Raw genomic sequence first — 19396 nt, 5'->3', positions numbered from 1 at the left:
GAACCGTCAGATTCCGGTCTCCGCCGAACGGCCGGACCGGGCGCCGGACGAGTACGCCGCGAGGGATGACGTCACCGTTTCGTCAGGAGTCGCAACCGTCCCACCCTCGTATCACGGGCATAGCGTCGGGACATGGGCGACAGCCATCGGGAAAGTCCGAATCCTCCAGCCACCGGCCTCCGTGCCTTCTCCGGACGTGCCACGACAGTCCTCGAACGGCTTCCGTCGGCGCCGGGGTTCTGGCGCAGCCCGGTGCGCGGGGTGCGGTTCACCGCGGTGCTCGGCCTGGTCCTGCTCGTCGGGATCACGCTGCTCTTCGTGACGGGCCTGTTGTCGTACGCGGCCTACAACCCCGACCTGAACCCGGTCAACGACAAGACGCCGGACAAAGGCCTGCTGGGCTTCTACCTCTTCGACTGGCCGACCCGGCCGCACTGGCTGTACCGGCTGACGCAGGGGCTGCACGTCACCGTCGGGATCGTGCTCGTCCCGGTCCTGCTGGCCAAGCTCTGGTCGGTGGTGCCCGGACTCTTCGCGCTGCCGCCCGCCAGGTCCGTCGGACACGCACTGGAGCGGCTGTCCCTGCTGCTCCTGGTGGGCGGGGCACTGTTCCAGTTCGTCACCGGGCTCCTCAACATCCAGCTGGAGTATCTGTTCCCGGGCTCGTTCTACCCACTGCACTTCTACGGGGCATGGGTGTTCTTCGCCGCGTTCCTCGCCCATGCGGTGCTCCGGGCGCCGCAGGCCGTACGGGTGTTGCGGTCGGGCGGGCTGAGCGGGGCGGTCCAGGGCGACACGCTGGAGTCTCCCGCCCCTGCCGCGCCGACGCTGTCCCGCCGGGGAGCGCTTGCCATGGTGGGCACCGGATCCCTGGTGCTGCTGATCACCTCGGCCGGGCGGAGCTTCGACGGGCCGTTGCGGCGACTCGCCGTGCTCACCCCGCACGGCGCCGCCGAGCCGGGCTCCGGCCCCAACGGCTTCCAGATCAACAAGACCGCCGCCTCGGTCGGCGTCACGGCGGCCGATACGGGAGAGGACTGGCTGCTCACGGTCAGCGGGCCGGCCGGGGACCTCCGGTTCACCCGCGTTCAACTGCTGGCCATGGAGCAGCACAGCGCGGCGCTCCCGATCGCGTGCGTGGAGGGCTGGTCCACCTCGGACCAGTGGTGGCGCGGCGTACGGCTGAAGGACCTGGCGGCGCTCGCCGGGTATCCGGACGGCGCGCCGGGGCTGCTGGTGGAGTCCGTACAGCGACGGGGATCGTTCCGCCGGGCCGCGCTGCGCGACAACCAGGTCGCCGACCCGCGCTCCTTGCTGGCGTTGGGCGTCAACGGCGAGGCCCTGTCACCCGATCACGGATACCCGGCACGGATCATCGTCCCGGCAGCCCCCGGCGTACTCAACACCAAATGGGTGTCCCGGCTGACCTTCGGAGAGTTGTGAAGAGGACGGCAGCACGCACCATCGTCCGGCGCCGGTACGGCGAAGGCCCTCTGCACCTGCTCCTGATGGGCGCCTCCTTCGCCCTGGCCGGCTACGCGGGTGTGCGGCTGCTGGCGGGTGACACCTTCGGCGTGATCGTGTGGTTCGTCGGCGCCGCGCTCGTGCACGACCTGGTGCTGGTCCCCGTGTACGCGTCGGCCGACCGGCTGCTGTGCCGACGGTCCGGCCGGCGCCCCGGTGCGGTGAACTTCGTCCGGGTGCCGGCCTTCCTCTCCGGGCTCCTGCTGCTCGTGTGGTTTCCGCTGATCACCCGGCGGGCCGAGCGCTACGAGCCGGCGAGCGGGCTGTCCCCGGACGTGTTCCTCAGGAACTGGCTGCTGGTCACGGCCGTGCTGTTCACGGTGTCGGGAATCGCGCTGGTGGTCGGGGAGACCCGGCCGCGTCGCAGGGACACGAACGGACGCCCGCCGGCCTCCCACTGATCGGCCTGCTGCCAGCCCAGCGGCTGCGCGTATCGCAGCAGTGCCGGGGTTCCGAGCCGTGCCCACGGGAAATGAGGGGCGGGCGCGGCCCGGGAGTCGGCGGCCCTCCCGTCGTCAAGCCGTACCTCCGCGCGTTCGTCGATGTCCTGGGACGCGGTCTCGGCGATGAGCAGCCCACCGGGGGCGACCAGGGCGGCTGTGCGGCGAAGGAGCCGGCCCGGGTCGCCGCCGATGCCGATGTTGCCGTCGACGAGCAGGACGGTGCCCCAGCGCCCCTCGCCCGGGAGCGGCTCGAAGACCGAACGGTGCAGCGCCGAAGCCCCGAGGCGCAGCGTGCGGGCGACCGCCGCCCGGCTGACGTCGATGCCGAGCGCGCGGTGACCGCGGGCCGCGAGTGCGGCGACCAGCCGGCCCGGCCCGCATCCGACGTCCAGGACGGATCCCTTGCAACGGCGCAGCGCCGACAGGTCCGTGGCGTCCGCGCCGGCGCACCAGCGCTCGACGTCCAGCGGCAGCAGCCAGCCGTCCGTACGGCGAAGGAAGAGCGGACCGTGCCCGTTGCGCAGGGCGTCGGCGTACGGGTCGGTGCCCCAGGAAGAGGCGTCGCCCTGCACGGAGCCTGTCATTCCGGGCTCCGGAACCGTTCGGCTCACCGGGCAGCCGCCCGGGTCAGCCCGGCGAGAACGGCGGCGAACAGCCCGTGCGGAGCGAGAGCGGCGACGTGCGCCGCGTCCGCCGCCGTGTCCACGTCCCGCAGCCGTGGCAGATCGCGCACGGTCAGTCCCGCGTCGACCAGCCGTCGTCGCTGCACCGCGCCGGTCTCCGGCACGGACATCGGTACGCCGCGCAGGAGTTCCGGGTCGGGGTCGGCCAGCCCCAGCGCCCAGAAGCCGCCGTCCTCGGCGGGGCCGAACCAGGCGTCGCAGCCGTCCCAGGCGCCCGGGGAGAGAGCGGGTGCCAGATCGGCCGCGGTGACCTGCGGGGTGTCCATCCCGATCAGGAGCGTCGGCCCCGAACAGGCGCCGAACGCGGCGGCGAGCCGCTCGTCGAGACCTCCCGTGCCCTGCTCCACCACCTCGATGCCCGGCGGCAGCCACGGCCCGGGCGCCCCCTCCAGGACGACCGTGCGCCGGGCGGCCGGCAGCGAGCGGACGGTGCGCAAGGTGTCGCCGAGTGCCGCTTCCGCCAGTCGTGCGGCCTCGCCGGGGGAGAAGGGCGGAGTGAGCCGGGTCTTGACGCGGCCGGGCAGCGGCTCCTTGGCGATCACCAGCAACGCCGTCGCGCCGGTCGGGGCCGACCGGTCGGAGCCGGATCCGGGCGAACTCACAGCGAGGCCCCCGCCCGGACAGGCGGCTCACCCAGCACGGCACGCATGTCGCGCACCGCGTGCCAGGTTCCCAGCCATGTGCCCGTGACCTTCGACCTTCCGGTCCGTGCGAGGTACGGGACGTCCGTCTCCGTGACCCGCAGCCCCGCGTCGGCCGCGCGCACCACCATCTGCAACGGGTACCCGCTGCGCCGGTCGGTGAGATCGAGCGCCATCAGGTCGGCCCGCCGAGCGGCCCGCATGGGACCGAGGTCGTGCAGTCGCAGTCCCGTACGGCGGCGCAGCATGCGGGCCAGTGCCGCATTGCCCGCCCGCGCGTGGAGCGGCCAGGCACCACGCCCCTCTGGACGACGGCGGCCGAGCAGCAGATCGGTCTCGCCGTCGGCGACCTGGCGGACGAAGCCGGGCAGCAGCCCGGGATCAAGGGAGCCGTCACAGTCGCAGAAGCACACGAAATCCGCCTCGCAGGCGAGCAGCCCGGCCTGACAGGCCGCCCCGAAGCCGCGTCGTGGTTCCTGGACCACGGTCGCGCCGAGGGAACGCGCCAGTTCCGCCGAGCCGTCGGTCGAGCCGTTGTCCACGACGATCGCTCGCCAGCCGCGGGGGACCGAGGCCAGCACACCGGGCAGGGCGGCGGCCTCGTCCAGACACGGAAGGACGACGTCGGCACGGGGGCCGGAAGTATCGGAATGAGAGATCACCCGGCTCACCCTACGGAGCGAAAACCGACAATTCGGGTACCCGATTCTTACGGAACACGGACGTCGCCGGGTGGCGGCGCAGGTGCGTCCGCCGTGCTCCGCCGCAGGTGCCAAAGTGATGACATGCAGATGACCCCGGACCCCTCGCCCCCCGCCGACGGGGCGCCTCCGGCCGGACCCGACGGTCCGGCCCTCCCGGCACGTGGAGTCGACCGCTCGGGAACCGGGACCCCGGCCTCGGGGGAGTCGCCGGCACACGGCACCGATGCGGCCTCCGGGAAGTCCACGGCTCACGGGGAGTCCCGGGCACACGGCACAAATCCGGGCGGCCCCGCCCGGGGCCATGTCCTCGTCGTGGACGACGACCCGACCGTCGCGGAGGTGGTCACCAAATACCTGACCAGCGCCGGATACGACGTGGCGCGGGCGGCGAACGGCCCCGACGCGCTGGAGCGGTACGCCGCCCGCCGCCCGGACCTGGCGGTCCTGGACCTGATGCTCCCCGGCATGGACGGCTTCGAGGTGTGCCGCCGCATGCGGGCACACGGACCGGTGGCGGTCATCATGCTGACCGCGCGCGGCGACGAGGACGACCGCATCCTCGGTCTGGAGACGGGGGCGGACGACTACGTCACCAAGCCGTTCAGCCCGCGCGAACTCGTCCTGCGCGTCGGCTCCGTACTGCGCCGTGCCAGGTCCGCCGCCGTACCCGCCGGCCGTCCGGCCCCGTCGGAAGGCGGCGGCATCACCCTCGACCTCGCGGCCAGACGCGCGACGTGCCAGGGCCGTGTGCTGGCCCTCACCCTCAGGGAGTTCGACCTGCTCGCCTTCCTCCTGGGCCGTCCGGGCCGGGTCTTCACCCGGGAGGAGCTGATGCGCGAGGTCTGGGGCTGGGACTTCGGGGACCTGTCGACGGTGACCGTCCACATCCGTCGGCTGCGCGGGAAGGTGGAGGCCGACCCGGCCCACCCGGAGCTGATCCGTACGGTGTGGGGCGTCGGCTACCGACTGGACCTTCCCCCGGAACGCGCCACGGGCACGACGGCGCCCCACGATGCCGGATCCGGAACGCCGTCATGACCGACACCCTCCTCATCGCGCTCCTCGCATTCCTGGGCGCCGCCGCGGCCGGACTGCTCGGCGCACTGGTGCTCCGGCTCTCCAGGCACCGCTCGCTCGTCGTCTCACTGACCGTCGTGGCCGCCGTGGCCGTCACCGCGATGCTCGCCGGGACACTGGCCGTGGCCTGGGCGATGTTCCTGTCGCCGCACGACCTGACGGTGGTCACGACCGTGGTCGCCATGGCCGCCGTCGTCTCGCTCGCCACCGCGATGCTGCTCGGTCGCTGGGTGGCGGCACGGAACCGCGATCTGACGCTCGCCGCCCGGTCCTTCGGTGACGGCGGCAGCTTCGCGGCCCCCGAGACCCCGGCCAACGCCGAACTCGCCGCGCTCACCCGTGAACTGGCCGTCACCAGCGCCAAGCTCGACGGTTCACGCGAGCGGGAGCGCGCCCTGGAGACCTCGCGGCGTGAGCTCGTCGCCTGGATCTCGCACGACCTGCGGACCCCGCTCGCCGGCCTGCGGGCCATGTCCGAGGCCCTGGAGGACGGCATGGCCGTCGACTCGCGGCGCTACCTGCGGCAGATACGTACCGAGGTGGAGCGGATGAACGCCATGGTCGGCGATCTCTTCGAGCTCTCCCGCATCCACGCGGGTTCGCTCCCCCTCACCCCCACCCGGATCTCCGTGTACGACCTGGTGGGGGACGCGCTCGCGGTCGCCGACCCGCTGGCCCGCGAGCACGGCGTGCGGCTGGTCGGCGACCGGATCGAGGCCGTGCCCGTGGAGGTCGACGGCAAGGAGATGAGCCGGGTCCTGGGCAACCTCCTGATCAACGCGATCCGCCGCACCCCTGCCGACGGCACGGTCGCGGTGGCCGCACACCGTGCGGACGGCGGGGTGGTGCTCTCGGTGACCGACGGCTGCGGCGGCATCCCCGAGGAGGACCTGCCCAGGGTGTTCGACACGGGCTGGCGAGGCAGCCACGCGCGTACGCCCCCGGCGGGCGCCGGTCTCGGACTCGCCATCGTGCGCGGGATCGTCGAGGCGCACTCCGGCCGGGCGGAGGTCCGCAACGTCACCGGCGGTTGCTGCTTCGAGGTGACCCTTCCGGCGGTCTGAGCCTCAGACGGGCAGGCGGGCGGGTGTCTCCCGCAGCGGGGCCCGGGCGAACTCCGCCATCCCCTGGGCGAAGCCCACCCCGGGCCTCCAGCCCAGGTCCTCGCGCAGCCGCCGCGAGTCCGCCGTGACATGGCGCACGTCCCCGAGCCGGTACTCGCCGGTGACCACCGGCGCCTTCCCTCCGTGCGCCGCGGCCAGGGCGGTGGCCATCTCCCCGATGGTGTGCGGCTGTCCGCTCCCGGTGTTGTACGCGGTGAAGGTGCCCGGACCACGCCCGGCCACCGCCTCCAGCGCCATCACGTTCGCGGCGGCCACGTCCTGTACGTGGACGAAGTCGCGCCGCTGGCCCCCGTCCTCGAACACCCGCGGCGACTCGCCCCTGGCCAGGGCCGAACGGAAGAACGAGGCCACTCCGGCGTACGGCGTGTCGCGGGGCATCCCGGGCCCGTACACGTTGTGGTAGCGCAGCGATACGGCGCGGCCCCCCGTCGCGCGCGCCCAGGAGGAGGCGAGGTGCTCCTGCGCGAGTTTCGTCGTCGCGTAGACGTTGCGCGGGTCCACCGGGGCGTCCTCACCGACGAGTCCGGGGGTCAACTCCGTGCCGCAGGAGGGGCAGCGGGGCTCGAACCTGCCCGCTGCGAGATCGGACTCCGCGCGCGGACCCGGCCGGACCCGGCCGTGGTCCCGGCAGTCGTACCGGCCCTCCCCGTAGACCACCATCGATCCGGCGAGGACCAGACTCCGCACCCCCGCCGAGGCCATCGCGGCGAGCAGCACCGCCGTCCCGACGTCGTTGCACCCCACGTAGTCCGGGGCGTCCGCGAAGTCCTTGCCGAGGCCGACCATCGCCGCCTGATGGCACACCGCGTCGATGCCGGTCAGTGCACCGTCCACGGCCTCCCGGTCGCGTACGTCCGCCACGATCAGTCCGTCGCCGCGGTGCGGGACCGTGCCGCGGCCGTGTGCCGAGGGGAGCAGGGCGTCGAGCACCACCGCCTCGTGGCCGGCCGACACGAGGGCCCGTACGATTTCCGAACCGATGAATCCGGCGCCGCCGGTGACCAGTACACGCATGCGGCACACGGTAGGCCGCTCGGAGGTGCCCCGCGCGCTCCCGAGGCGGCACGTCACGGGAACGTAAGCGATCGGCCCTTCCCGCACCGCGCGGCACCGGCGTCGCGGGAGCCGGGAGCACGGTGCGGCACACCCTCACACGCTGAGCGCCTCCCGGACCGTGTGCTCCGCTCCCGTCCCGCCCTCGCCGGACGACGTCACACGGCCTGCCTCCAGCACGTAGTAGTGCTGTGCGGCGCGCATGGCGAAGCCGATGTGCTGCTCGACCAGGAGCACGGACAGTCCGCCGCGCCGGGCGAGGGACAGGACCGTCTCCTCGGTCTCGGCGACGACGGACGGCTGGATGCCGTCGGTCGGCCCGTCGAGCAGCAGGCGCGGACGCGTGAACAGGGCGCGCGCGACGGCGAGTTGCTGGCGCTGGCCGCCGGCGAGCAGTCCCGCACGGCGGCCGGACAGCTCGCGCAGTACGGGGAAGAGGCCGAGCGCCCCCGCGACGGCCGCCTTGCCGTAGGGGCGGCCGTCGGCGACGAGTCGCAGGTTCTCGGCGGTCGTGAGGTGCGGGAAGGGCTGCCGGCCCTGCGGTACGTACGCCATCCCACGAGCCACCCGCCGGTGCGGGGCGAGGCGGGTGATGTCCTCGCCGTCCAGCAGGACGCTCCCGCTCCTGGGCTTGATCAGGCCCATCACGGTGCGCAGGAGCGTGCTCCTGCCGGTATCGAGACCAATTCGTAGAGGATGCGGAGCCCGTGGCCCCCGGACGCGGGGCCATCGTGTCCCGCGATCCGGTCCTGCGATCCGGTCGGTGCCACTGAGCTGCGCGGACATCGGACGCACAGGCGGTGCCCTTGTGAGGACCGTTGACAAAAGCGTCACCTGCTAGAAACCTGTCACCTCGGAATCGCAAAATATTGACTGGATCACTCAAAATCCTAAGCAATGCGCGTGACTTTCCGGCAGGTGAACTGCTCTCCCTCCTGTCGGTGTCCCTGATCGCCTCCGTCGGCGTACCGGCAGCCCGCACCCGCCGTCGTCGGCCGCACGGCACCGTAAGCGCCGTTCGGCCGGCGACGCGTCGCCGTGCCCTCCCGGTCCCGAGGCCCCACGGAACTGAGGACAGCATGAGATGGAAGCAACTCGGACGGCGGTTCGCCGTCGGTGCGGTGACCGCCGCACTGATGACCGTCGGGCTCCTGCCGGCCCCCGCCTCGGCGGCGGCCCCGAGCCCCGACCTGGCCCTCGGTAAGCAGGTGACGACCAGCGGGTCGCACGGTGCCTACCCGGCGTCGAACGTCACCGACGGCAGCCGGCAGACGTACTGGGAGAGCCCCGGAGCCTTCCCGCAGTGGGTCCGGATCGACCTGGGCAACCAGTTCGACGTCGACCGGGTGGTGCTGAGCCTGCCCACCACGTGGGAGGCGCGGACCCAGACACTCGCCGTCCAGGGCAGCACGGACGGGAGCAGCTTCAGCGCCCTGTCTGCCTCGGCCGCACGGGAGTTCGACCCGGAGGCGGGCAACACGGTCACCGTCGACTTCACCGCGAAGCAGGCGCGGTACATCCGTGTGCAGGTGACCGCCAACACCGGCTGGAACGCCGCACAGCTCTCCCAGGTCGAGGTCTACGGCGAGGACGGCGACGACCCCGGCCCGCCCGCCTCGGACGGCTCCAACCTGGCGCTGAACAAGCCCGTCGAGGCGTCCTCGTTCACCCAGACGTACGTGGCCGCGAACGCCAACGACGACAAGCTCGGCACGTACTGGGAGTCGAACGGCCACCCCTCGACGCTGACGGTGAAGCTCGGTGCCGACGCGGACATCGAGGCCGTCGTCGTCAAGCTCTCCCCGGACCCGGCATGGGCGGCCCGCACCCAGAGCGTCCAGGTGCTCGGCCGGGCCCGGTCGGCCACGGGATTCATCTCGCTGAAGGACCGGGCCGACTACGCGTTCAGCCCTTCGGGCAACCAGAACACCGTGACGATCCCGGTCAGCGGGCGGTACGCGGACGTGCAGCTCAAGTTCTTCGCCAACACCGGCGCTCCAGGAGCACAGGTCGCCGAGATCCAGGTCGTCGGCACCGCCGCGCCCAACCCCGACCTGACCGTCTCCGAGCTGACCTGGTCGCCCGCCACGCCGTCCGAGAAGGACGACGTCACCGTGAACGCCACCGTACGCAACACCGGTACGGCGGCAGCCGCCGCGACGACGGTCGACGTCAGCCTGGAGGGCCAGGTCGCCGGCAGCGCGGCCGTGAGCGGTCTCGCCGCCGGAGCCTCGGCCACCGTGCAGGTCGACGTCGGTAAGCGGCCGATGGGCACGTACAGCGTCTCGGCGGCGGTCGACCCGACCGACACGATCGTCGAGCAGGACAACACCAACAACAGCCGCACCGCCGCGTCGAAGCTCGTCGTCGGCCAGAGCCCCGGCCCCGACCTCGAGGTGCTCGGCATCACCTCCAGCCCGTCGAACCCCGCAGTGGGAGCTGCCGTCACCTTCACCGTGTCCGTGCACAACCGCGGTACCACGGCCGTGAGTTCCTCCACAGTGACCCGACTGCTCGCGGAGACCGACACGCTGAACGGCACGACCGGGGCCGTTCCCGCCGGTGGCACGGTCTCCGTGCCCATCAGCGGGACCTGGACCGCGAAGAGCGGCGGGGCCAACCTGACCGCCACCGCCGACGCGACGGGTGTCGTCGCCGAGACCGACGAGAACAACAACGTCTTCTCGCGCGCCATCGTGGTCGGCCGCGGGGCCGCCGTCCCGTACACCGAGTACGAGGCGGAACAGGCCGACTACCAGGGCACGTTGCTGGAGTCCGACCAGGAGCGCACCTTCGGCCACACCAACTTCGCCACCGAGTCGTCGGGCCGCGAGTCCGTGCGGCTGAACTCCACCGGCCAGTACGTCGAGGTCACCTCGACCGTACCGTCGAACTCGATCGTGGTCCGCAACTCGATCCCCGACGCCCCCGGTGGCGGCGGCACGGAGGCCACGATCAGCCTGTACATCGACGGCACCTTCGCCCGGAAGCTCACCCTCTCCTCCAGGCACAGCTGGCTCTACGGCGACACGGACAGCCCGGAGGGCCTGACCAACCAGCCGCAGGCGGACGCCCGCAGGCTGTTCGACGAGTCCAACGCGCTGCTCGGCCAGACCTACCCGGCCGGTACGAAGTTCCGCCTCCAGCGAGACGCGGGGGACTCGGCGTCCTTCTACGTCATCGACCTCGTCGACCTGGAGCAGGTCGCGCCCCCGGCCGCCCAGCCGGCCGGATGTACCCCGATCACCACCTACGGAGCCGTCCCGAACGACGGGATCGACGACACGGACGCCATCCAGCGCGCGGTGACGGCCGACCAGAACGGTGACATCGGCTGTGTGTGGATCCCGCCGGGGCAGTGGCGGCAGGAACAGAAGATCCTGACCGACGACCCGCTGAACCGCGGGCAGTTCAACCAGGTCGGCATCCGGGACGTCACGATCCGCGGTGCCGGCATGTGGCACTCCCAGCTGTACACCCTCACCCAGCCCCAGAACGCGGGCGGCATCAACCACCCGCACGAGGGGAACTTCGGCTTCGACATCGACGACAACACCAGGATCTCGGACCTGGCGATCTTCGGATCGGGCACCATCCGGGGCGGCGACGGCAACGCCGAGGGCGGAGTGGGCCTGAACGGACGCTTCGGAGACGACACCGAGATCACCAATGTGTGGATGGAGCACATGAACGTCGGTGCGTGGGTCGGCCGCGACTACGACAACATCCCCGAGCTCTGGGGACCCGGCGACGGTGTCGAGTTCACCGGCATGCGGATTCGCAACACGTACGCGGACGGCATCAACTTCGCGAACGGCACCCGCAATTCGACGGTGTTCAACTCCTCCTTCAGGAACACCGGCGACGACTCGCTGGCCGTGTGGTCGAGCAAGTACGTGAAGAACCCGTCGGTGGACATCGGTCACGACAACCACTTCCGCAACAACACGATCCAGTTGCCCTGGCGGGCCAACGGAATCGCGATCTACGGTGGTTACGGCAACACGATCGAGAACAACATCATCTCCGACACGATGAACTACCCCGGCATCATGCTGGCGACCGACCACGACCCGCTGCCCTTCTCCGGGGAGACACTGATCGCCAACAACGCCCTCCACCGCACGGGCGGGGCCTTCTGGGGCGAGGCCCAGGAGTTCGGAGCCATCACACTGTTCGCGGCGGGCCCGGACATCCCCGGCGTCACGATCCGCGACACCGACATCCATGACTCGACCTACGACGGGATCCAGTTCAAGTCGGGCGGCGGGTCCGTCCCCGGGGTGAGGATCTCGAACGTCCGCATCGACAACTCCGTCAACGGGTCAGGGATCCTGGCCCATGGGGGCGCACGGGGCAGCGCGACCCTGACCGACGTGACCATCACCGGTTCGGCCGACGGCGACATCGAGGTCGAACCCGGATCGCAGTTCGTCATCAACGGCGGCGCCGGTCCGGCGTCCGCCCGGAGGTAGATCGGGGCGAGCAGGTCCCCGGTGCCCCGCGGGGCACCGGGGACCACGCGGCATGGTCAGCGCCGACGGGCCCGGGTCGGCAGGCCGCCGCCGACGCCCGCCACGTGCAGGGCCAGCAGAGTCAGGCCGATCAGCATGACGTTCACCGAGGTGAACACCTCGTTGGTGGCGATGTCGGCGGCGTTGACCAGGAAAGCGATGAAGAAGAGTACTGCCGCGGTGATACCCAGCATGACGCAGCTCCTTTCGGTTGTCGCAGGACGTGTGCCCCCGAAGGCGGGAAGCAGACCGGATCCCCGGAGGTTCGCTCGGCACGTCCGGCGCCGACGCGCTCTTCGGCGCGGCGATCGACGAGTGAGCCGGCGCCCCCGCTGCGCACGACCGGCCGGACCCCGGGGCGGGCCCGCGGCACCCGATGCCGTCAGCGCAGTGACGCGGGCAGCGCCTCCCGGTGGACGATGCCCAGACACTGCGTGGCCCGGGTCAGCGCCACGTACAGGTCGCTGGTCCCGAACCCGGCCGGCTCCACCACCAGCACATGGTCGAATTCGAGCCCCTTCGCCTGGCGTGGCGCGAGCAGCACCACCGGCCGGGTCAGGTCGGGCTCGGCACCGGCCGTGACCCCGTCCAGCGGGGCGGCGATCTCCTCATGGAGCGCGATCGGTGCGATCACCGCGAGACGTCCCTCCACGGGCGTCAGCTCCGCCACCGCCCGCGCGACCGCGCCCGCCAGATCCGCACCGGCGTCGCGTGTCCACGGCACCTCGCCGGTGGACCGCACCGAGCCGGGCGGCTCGAAGGACGGGTCGTCGGCCCGGACGACCTTGGCGGCGAGGTCCATGATCTCGGCGGGCGTACGGTAGTTGACGCCGAGCCGGACGTGCTCGTAGCGGTCGCCGACGTACGGCTCCAGGATCCTCTCCCACGAGCCGATCCCGGCCTCCTCGGAGGTCTGCGCCGGGTCACCGACGAGCGTCAGCGAACGGGTCGGTGAACGGCGCATCAGCAGCCGCCAGGCCATCGGCGAGAGTTCCTGCGCCTCGTCGACGATGATGTGCCCGAACGCCCAGGTCCGGTCGGCGGCGGCACGCTCCGCCGCGCTGCGGTGGTCGGCCTCCTCCTGCCGGTCGGCCATCCGCTCGGCGTCGATGATGTCGTGGGCGGAGAGGACCTCGGACTCCTCGTCCTCGAACTCGAAGGTCTCCGAGCCCCGCGACAGCTCCAGGACGCCCTGCGCGTACGCGATGCGCTCCTGGCGCCCGGCCTCGGCGGCGGCCCGCTCGGCGCTGTCGTCCGTCCCGAGCAGTTCGGCCGCCTCGTCGAGCAGCGGGACGTCCGCCGGGGTCCACCCCCCGTCGCCGGGCGCACGCCGGAGTACGTCGGCGTCCTCGTCCGGTACGTACACGGGCTCCGCCAGAAAGTCCGTGAGGAACCCCTCCGGAGTGAGTACCGGCCACAACTCGTCTACGGAGGCGTGCAGTTCCTCGCTGATGGCGACGCTCTTGCCCAACTGCGCGATGTCGTCCGGGCCGAGGAAGTTGGGGCCGCCGTACGGGTCCGCGCCGATGCGCTCGGCGAGCTGCGACGTGAGGGCGTCGATGATCCGGAACGTGAAGTACGGGCGGGCGAGGTTGTGCGGCAGCCGGGTGTCTCGGGCCGCCTGCCGGGCCTCGTACGCGATCTCCCAGTCGAGGACGAGGTCCCCGTCGTCGACCGTGACGACCATCGGGGCGCCGGGCTCGGGCAGCCGCTGCCGGTCACGGACGGCGAGGGCGAGTGCCTCGGCCATCCGCTCGCCGCCCTTGACCGCGGCGGCCCGGGGCGTGTCGGTCCCGCGCGCGTGCACGCCGGGGTAGAGCTCCGCCTGGGTGGCGAGCAGGACACCGGTCTCGCCGAGGGAGGGCAGAACCTCGCCGATGTAGCGCAGGAAGGCGGGGTTGGGGCCCACGATCAGGACGGCGCGCTTGGCGAGCAGCTCACGGTGCTCGTACAGCAGGAAGGCCGCCCGGTGCAGCGCGACCGCGGTCTTGCCCGTGCCAGGGCCGCCCTCGACGACGAGTACGCCCCGGTGCGGGGCGCGGATGATCCGGTCCTGCTCCGCCTGGATGGTCCGCACGATGTCGCCCATGCGGCCGGTGCGGGCGGACCCCACGGCGGCGAGCAGCACGGCGTCACCGCTCGGGTCCTCGAAGCCGGTGCGTTCCCGGTCCCCGAGGTCGAGGATCTCGTCGTGCAGCTCGGTGACGACACGGCCCTCGGTGGTGAGGTGCCGGCGACGGCGCAACCCCATCGGGGTGTGCCCGGTGGCGAGGTAGAAGGGGCGGGCGACCGGGGCTCGCCAGTCGATCAGCAGGGGGGTGTGCGCGGTGTCGTCCTCACGGATCCCGATCCGGCCGATGTGGTGCGTGGCGCCGTCGGAGAGGTCGATGCGGCCGAAACACAGCGAACCGTCCACCGCGTCGAGGGCGGCCAGCAGGCCTGAGCGTTCGGCGACGAGCACATCGCGTTCCAGACGCGCCTGCAGGCCGGTCCCGACCGGCGTCAACGCGTCCTCGACGGCGTGCGAGGCGACCCCGCGCAGCACGTCGACACGGTCATGGACCCGGTCGACGAACTCCTGCTCCTTCTGCAACTCGTCGCTTTCCCTGTTTGACAAAATGGCTCCCAGCCGGTTAACGTGTTTCTTGCAGGCCCCCGGTGTGGGGCCTTTTTATTTGGGCACACAGAAGAATCCAATATACGCGAGAGAATCCCCGGTCCGTGGTTACGGACCGGGGATTCTCTCTGTGTCGTCGGTGGTCGCGGGTTCGTGCGGCCGGAGGTGGTTCAGTCCCAGCGGTCCTGGTTGATGAAACGGGCGTAGCCCCGCCAGGAGTTGGGTCCCATCACTCCGTCGATCGGGCCGGTGTAGCCGTGCGCGGCGGCCAGGCGTTGCACCGCGGACCAGGAATTGACACCCATGACCCCGTCGATCGGGCCGGTGTATCCCCAGTTACGCATGTTCCGCTGGAGCGCCGCATAGGTGTTCACGCCCGGGACCCCGTCGATCGGACCGGTGTAACCCGACTCGATCCGCAACCAGTTCTGCGTCCGCTTCCACATGATCACACCCGGAACACCGTCCTGCTCCGTCGTCGACTTCGGCAGCGGATCCTCTCCGGGCGGCGGATCGGTCGGCTCGGTGAGATCGAAGGCGCCCGGGCGGGCGAGGTTGAGGTCCACCGGCGTGACCCCGCCGACCGAGCCGACGGAGGTGTACTGGTGGACGGCCCAGTCGGGGTAGCTGCCGCCGAGGTCGGGCGGGCCGGGCCAGGTGCCGTTGTTGGCACCCCAGGAGGCCGCCCACAGGTGGGCACCGGCGGCGACGGTACGGCTCCAGGTGCCGGCACGCAGCGCACCCGCGCTGATGTAGAACCAGGGCACGTAGGCACCGACCCGCTCCCGCACCCGGTTGAACCAGGTGGACACCTCTGTGTCGTTCCACAGGCGAGTGGAGTCGTCGAGCACCTCGACGTCCAGCGCGAGCACGTCGCCGATGTGGTAGTCGTGCAGGTGGTCCACGAAGTAGTCGGCGGCCTCGGCCGGGGTGAGGAAGTCTCCGGACAGCCAGTAGTGCCCCACCCGCAGGCCTGCGGCGCGGGCGCCGTCGACATGGCCGGCGTAGGAGGAGGTGACGTAGGGCCCCTCGGCCAGTTGGCATCCCCCGGCCTTGGCCACGGCGAAGCTCCGGCCCTGCGCGGCGACGCGGCCGTAGTCGATGCCGAGCTGGTAGTTGGAGACGTCGATGCCCTGCAGGTCGGCCGCCTGGGCGGGGGCGGCCTCGGCGCCTGCGGCGGTGATGATTCCGGCCGGTGCCAGGGCTGTCGCCACGGCGCCGCGGATCAGGGTTCTCCTGCGCATACGTCCTCCGGTCGAGGCGGTGCCTCTGTCAGCAACATGACATGTTCTTATCAATATCTATGCGCGTAGGCTAGCGTGGCTCCGCATCCCTCCGCCAGCTCAAGTCGCCTTACGAACAAGGGAGTTGCTGTGTGTGAGAACCATGGATCCGCTGACGGCCGGCCGGACCGGTCCCGGACCGGAATGAGCCGGCGCGCACTGCTGCGCGGCTCGGTCACGACGCTCGGCCTGGCGGCCGGCGGAGTGCTGTTCTCCGGAAACCCCGCCCAGGCGCTGGACATCTACAACCCGTTCAGCGGCTACGGGATGACCGGCACCTGGCAGGATCACCTCAACAGCGGTTCGCTGGGCGGGCTCGACTACGGGATGGCCGTCGGCACCGCGCTTCCGGCCGCCGGTGCCGGCATCGTCACCAACATCCCGGACAACGGCACGGGCGGGCACACGGTGACCATCACCCACAGTGATGGGTACCGGACGCAGTACATGCATCTGTCGCAGTTCCTGCTGGCCAACGGCACCTCCGTCGGAAAGGGGGCAACCGTCGGACGGTCCGGGGGTGCCGTCGGAGCCCCCGGCTCCGGGAGCTCCACCGGACCGCACGTGCACTGGCACCTGATCACCCCGGGCGGCACCCGGGTCAACCCGCTGGACTACCTGGGCGGGGGCGGCGGCGGTCTGCCGAAGTCGACGACGGAGCAGGACGGTGTTCCGGGTGTGATCATGTGGAAGCGGACGCAGAACTGGTTGCGGATCGAGTCGGGTTACACCGGTCCGATCGACGGGGTCCCGGGCGTGAACACCTATGCGGCGCTCCAGCGGAACATGCGTAACTGGGGATACACCGGCCCGATCGACGGGGTCATGGGTGTCAATTCCTGGTCCGCGGTGCAACGCCTGGCCGCCGCGCACGGCTACACCGGCCCGATCGACGGAGTGATGGGACCCAACTCCTGGCGGGGCTACGCCCGTTTCATCAACCAGGACCGCTGGGACTGAACCACCTCCGGCCGCACGAACCCGCGACCACCCCGCCGCGAGGCTCCGCGGTGGGGTGGTGCGCATCCCTGCCCCGACGGGGTGAGGCGCGGACCGGGGGCGCTGCGCATACTCGGTCACATGGACACGCGCGGGCGACTCGCGGACTTCCTCCAGGCGCGCAGGGGCCGGCTACGGCCCGAGGAAGTCGGGTTATCGACCTGCGGTGAACGGCGCAGGGTGCCGGCGTGGCCTGGAACAGCCAGGGCCACGCGCTGTTCGCCGGTCGCCTCGACCCGGACGCCCTCGACGACCCGGGACGACGGCCGAACACGGCCAGCCTCGTGTTCCTCGACGCGCACATCCGCGACCTGTACGCCGACCGGCCCCGCCAGGGCCGTGGTGGGCAGCCTCCGCCTGGCGGCCGGCCGCCACCCGGACGATCCGCCGCTGACCGCACTGATCGGCGAACTCGCCATGCGCAGTCAGGAGTTCGCCACGATGTGGGTAGATCACCGGGTCGTGGCCTGAGACGTCGCCGACCACGAGATGCGCCACCCCCCGGTCGGGACAGTGACCGTCACCCAGCAGACGCTCCAGAACCCGCAAGCGCTCCAGAACCGCAAGAAGGCGCCCGGCCCTGGTCGTGGCAACGGCCTCCCCCGGATCCCCCTCCGCGACCGCCCTGGCCCTGCTCACCCAGGCCACCGCACCGCGCGAAGCGCCCGGACCGCGCCACGACAGCGAGCCCCGCACCGTCCGGCCCGATCCCGACCTGCCGCGCGCACCCCTGCGCGACGACCGATGAGCGGGCAGCCTTTCACCGGATTCCCCACAACTGCGGCCCCACGCACACCGGGCCGGCCGACCCTCGGTCACGAGGGCGGCCGGGTCCGCACGAGGCCGCTCTGGTAGGCGATCACGACGAGTTGCGCCCGGTCATGGGCGTGGAGCTTGGCCATCGCACGCTGGACGTGGCTGCGCACGGTCAGTGGGCTGACGACGAGTTCCTCGGCGATCTCGGTGTTGGACCTTCCGTGCGCGGCCAGCGCCATCACCTCCCGCTCGCGGGCAGTGAGCGCGTTCACCCGCTCCGGGGGCACCAGCAGGGCGTCGGGCTCCGGCGTGGCCAGGAAGCGTGCGATGAGGGCGCGGGTGGCCGTGGGGGAGAGGAGGGACTCGCCCGCGGCCACCGTACGGATGCCGTCGAGGAGCACCTCGGCGCTGACGTCCTTGCCCAGGAAGCCGCTCGCCCCGGCGCGCAGGGCCCGGGCGACGTACTCGTCGTTCTCGAAGGTGGTGAGGATCAGGACGCGGGTCGTGGACAGGCCGGGGTCACCGCAGATGACGGTCGTCGCGGCCAGGCCGTCCGTACCGGGCATACGGATGTCCATCAGGACCACGTCGGGGTGGTGGGTGCGGGCGAGGTCGACCGCCTCACTGCCGTCGGCGGCCTCGGCGACGACGGTCATGCCCGGAGTGGAGTCGATGAGGATGCGGAAGGTGGCTCTGAGGAGGGCCTGGTCGTCGACGAGCAGGACGCGGGTGGTCACGTGGATCGGCTCCTTTCGGCCGAGGGGGGCAACAGCGGCAGCGAGCAGCTGACTTCGAACCCGCCTTCCGGACGGGGACCGGCGCGCAACACCCCTCCGGCGGACTGCGCGCGTTCTCGCATGCCTATCAGGCCGAAGCCGTGACCCGGCGCGGGTGGCGTCCGTGTGGCGGTCCCCTCGTCCGTGACCGTGAGGGACAGCCGGTCGGCGGAGTAGTCGAGCCGGACCCACGCAGCCCCGGTCCCGGCGTGCTTGGTGACGTTGGTGAGGGCTTCCTGCACGATCCGGAACGCCGTCAGATCGGCCCCCGGCGCGAGCGGTCGCGGCTCGCCCTCGGTGGTGACGGTGACGGCCAGCCCGGCGCCGGTGAACGCCGTGATCAGATCGTCCACCTGCGCGAGCCCTGGGGCCGGGCCCAGCGCGGCGTCGGGGTCGCTGTCCTGGCGCAGGAGCCCGACCGTGGCCTTGAGCTCGCGGAGTGCCGAAGCGGTGGTCCCGGCCAGGCTGTCGAGCATGTCCTGGGCCCGTTCCGGGTGGGTGCGGGCCAGGTGCGCGGCGGTACCGGCCTGGGCGTTGGCCAGGGCCAGGTGATGGGCCACGACGTCGTGCAGTTCGCGGGCGATGCGCATGCGCTCCTGGGCCACCCGGTGGCGGGCCTCCTCCTCGCGGGTGCGCTCGGCGTGTTCGGCGCGGGCGTGCACCGCCGCGAGATAGTCCCGGCGGAGCCGGACGGAGCTGCCGAGCACGGCCGGCAGCAGCACCCAGGCGACGGGGTTGACCGTCGTGAGCAGCAGACCGTAGTGCCCGACCGGCTCGGCGAAGAGGCCCGTGACCACCAGCAGCACGGCGGTGGCGAGTGCGCCTGTACGGGTGGTGCTGCGGCAGGTGCGCAGTCCGAGCGAGTAGAGCGCCACCATGAGCGGACCCTGCAGCAGAGGGGTGAGGAGGTATCCCAGCGAGCCTTCACCCAGGATGCACAGGGCGGTGACGGCCGCCACGGCGCGGGGGTGGGTGCGGCGCCAGAACAGTGCCGTACTGGCGATCGCGGAGAGCAGGACCGAGGGCCACACCGCGTCCGGGCTGCCGGGTGCCAGGACGCTGACCAGGCTGCCGCCCGCGGAGAACGCGAACAGCGTGGCGACCGTCGCGATGTCCCGGACGTGGGAACGCGATGCCGTGGGGCGCGGCCCGTGGAGGCGCATCCCTCTCCTTCCTCTCGCCGGCTCGTCCGGCGCCATCGT

16 protein-coding genes and 1 pseudogene are annotated in these 19396 nt (G+C 71.8%); 7 read left to right on the top strand and 10 right to left on the bottom strand.

What is annotated here, in order from left to right:
* The first annotated feature begins 132 nt into the window (after positions 1-132).
* A complete protein-coding gene (locus OG524_RS04045) occupies positions 133-1443 on the top strand; it encodes a molybdopterin-dependent oxidoreductase (RefSeq protein WP_405809093.1) in 1311 nt (436 codons plus the stop codon).
* 325 nt (positions 1444-1768) lie between these two features.
* Here the strand turns inward: OG524_RS04045 and OG524_RS04040 are convergent, their stop codons facing one another.
* From OG524_RS04040 to OG524_RS04030, 3 genes are read right to left on the bottom strand one after another with little or no spacing between them, the layout of a single operon-like run.
* Complete coding sequence (locus tag OG524_RS04040; protein WP_405392323.1) at positions 1769-2551, bottom strand: class I SAM-dependent methyltransferase; 783 nt, start codon at positions 2549-2551, stop codon at positions 1769-1771.
* 23 nt (positions 2552-2574) lie between these two features.
* A complete protein-coding gene (locus tag OG524_RS04035; RefSeq protein WP_405392324.1) occupies positions 2575-3252 on the bottom strand; it encodes a DUF2064 domain-containing protein in 678 nt (225 codons plus the stop codon).
* Positions 3249-3953: a glycosyltransferase family 2 protein gene (locus tag OG524_RS04030; RefSeq protein WP_405809091.1), complete on the bottom strand. Its 705-nt coding sequence runs from the start codon at positions 3951-3953 to the stop codon at positions 3249-3251. Before OG524_RS04030 ends, OG524_RS04035 begins: the two co-directional genes overlap by 4 nt.
* Before the next feature lie 129 nt (positions 3954-4082).
* Here OG524_RS04030 and OG524_RS04025 point away from each other — a divergent pair, with 129 nt between their 5' ends.
* Together OG524_RS04025 and OG524_RS04020 are read left to right on the top strand one after the other, a co-directional pair.
* The gene (locus OG524_RS04025; RefSeq protein WP_405812426.1) at positions 4083-5033 is read left to right on the top strand and encodes a response regulator; all 951 of its coding nucleotides are present in this window, start codon (positions 4083-4085) and stop codon (positions 5031-5033) included.
* Positions 5030-6136, top strand: a complete 1107-nt coding sequence (locus OG524_RS04020; protein ID WP_405392326.1) for a sensor histidine kinase — start codon at positions 5030-5032, stop codon at positions 6134-6136. The genes OG524_RS04025 and OG524_RS04020 overlap by 4 nt, the downstream gene beginning before the upstream one ends.
* 3 nt (positions 6137-6139) lie before the next feature.
* On the opposite strand, the gene OG524_RS04015 is transcribed toward OG524_RS04020, so the two are convergent.
* Together OG524_RS04015 and OG524_RS04010 are read right to left on the bottom strand one after the other, a co-directional pair.
* Positions 6140-7210, bottom strand: a complete 1071-nt coding sequence (locus OG524_RS04015; RefSeq protein WP_405392327.1) for an NAD-dependent epimerase/dehydratase family protein — start codon at positions 7208-7210, stop codon at positions 6140-6142.
* 135 nt (positions 7211-7345) lie between these two features.
* Positions 7346-7921: pseudogene (locus OG524_RS04010) on the bottom strand (ATP-binding cassette domain-containing protein); the annotation flags it as partial.
* Between the two features lie 407 nt (positions 7922-8328).
* On the opposite strand from OG524_RS04010, the gene OG524_RS04005 reads away from it, so the two are divergent.
* Positions 8329-11724 carry a CARDB domain-containing protein gene (locus tag OG524_RS04005; protein ID WP_405809088.1) on the top strand — a complete coding sequence of 1132 codons (3396 nt, stop codon included), beginning with the start codon at positions 8329-8331 and terminating at the stop codon, positions 11722-11724.
* Positions 11725-11780: 56 nt separating this feature from the next.
* Here the strand turns inward: OG524_RS04005 and OG524_RS04000 are convergent, their stop codons facing one another.
* The 3 genes from OG524_RS04000 to OG524_RS03990 form a co-directional block, all read right to left on the bottom strand.
* Positions 11781-11957, bottom strand: coding sequence for a hypothetical protein (locus OG524_RS04000; RefSeq protein WP_405392329.1), 177 nt, complete (start codon positions 11955-11957; stop codon positions 11781-11783).
* A 188-nt stretch (positions 11958-12145) separates the two neighbouring features.
* Positions 12146-14356 (bottom strand): HelD family protein, encoded by a 2211-nt coding sequence (locus OG524_RS03995; protein WP_405812425.1) that lies wholly within the window; start codon positions 14354-14356, stop codon positions 12146-12148.
* 194 nt (positions 14357-14550) lie between these two features.
* On the bottom strand, positions 14551-15624 hold the full coding sequence (locus OG524_RS03990) for a glycoside hydrolase family 25 protein (protein WP_405809086.1): 1074 nt from the start codon (positions 15622-15624) through the stop codon (positions 14551-14553).
* Between the two features lie 183 nt (positions 15625-15807).
* Between OG524_RS03990 and OG524_RS03985 the strand changes: the two genes are divergently transcribed.
* The 3 genes from OG524_RS03985 (at position 15808) to OG524_RS03975 (ending at position 17410) form a co-directional block, all read left to right on the top strand.
* On the top strand, positions 15808-16623 hold the full coding sequence (locus OG524_RS03985) for a M23 family metallopeptidase (protein ID WP_405392331.1): 816 nt from the start codon (positions 15808-15810) through the stop codon (positions 16621-16623).
* 378 nt (positions 16624-17001) lie between these two features.
* Entirely contained in the window at positions 17002-17133 is a 132-nt protein-coding gene (locus OG524_RS03980) for a hypothetical protein (protein ID WP_405809084.1), read from the top strand.
* 115 nt (positions 17134-17248) lie between these two features.
* The gene (locus OG524_RS03975; protein ID WP_405809082.1) at positions 17249-17410 is read left to right on the top strand and encodes a hypothetical protein; all 162 of its coding nucleotides are present in this window, start codon (positions 17249-17251) and stop codon (positions 17408-17410) included.
* Positions 17411-17477: 67 nt separating this feature from the next.
* Here OG524_RS03975 and OG524_RS03970 read toward each other — a convergent pair whose 3' ends face one another.
* Together OG524_RS03970 and OG524_RS03965 are read right to left on the bottom strand one after the other, a co-directional pair.
* Entirely contained in the window at positions 17478-18155 is a 678-nt protein-coding gene (locus tag OG524_RS03970) for a response regulator (protein WP_405392334.1), read from the bottom strand.
* Complete coding sequence (locus OG524_RS03965) at positions 18152-19357, bottom strand: sensor histidine kinase (RefSeq protein ID WP_405392335.1); 1206 nt, start codon at positions 19355-19357, stop codon at positions 18152-18154. Before OG524_RS03965 ends, OG524_RS03970 begins: the two co-directional genes overlap by 4 nt.
* Between the last annotated feature and the right edge of the window lie 39 nt (positions 19358-19396).

It is taken from the genome of Streptomyces sp. NBC_01520, from assembly GCF_045040375.1.
Lineage (GTDB): Bacteria > Actinomycetota > Actinomycetes > Streptomycetales > Streptomycetaceae > Streptomyces.
The sequence above is the reverse complement of the archived record's forward strand: the minus strand, read 5'-3'. Positions and strand labels throughout refer to the sequence as shown.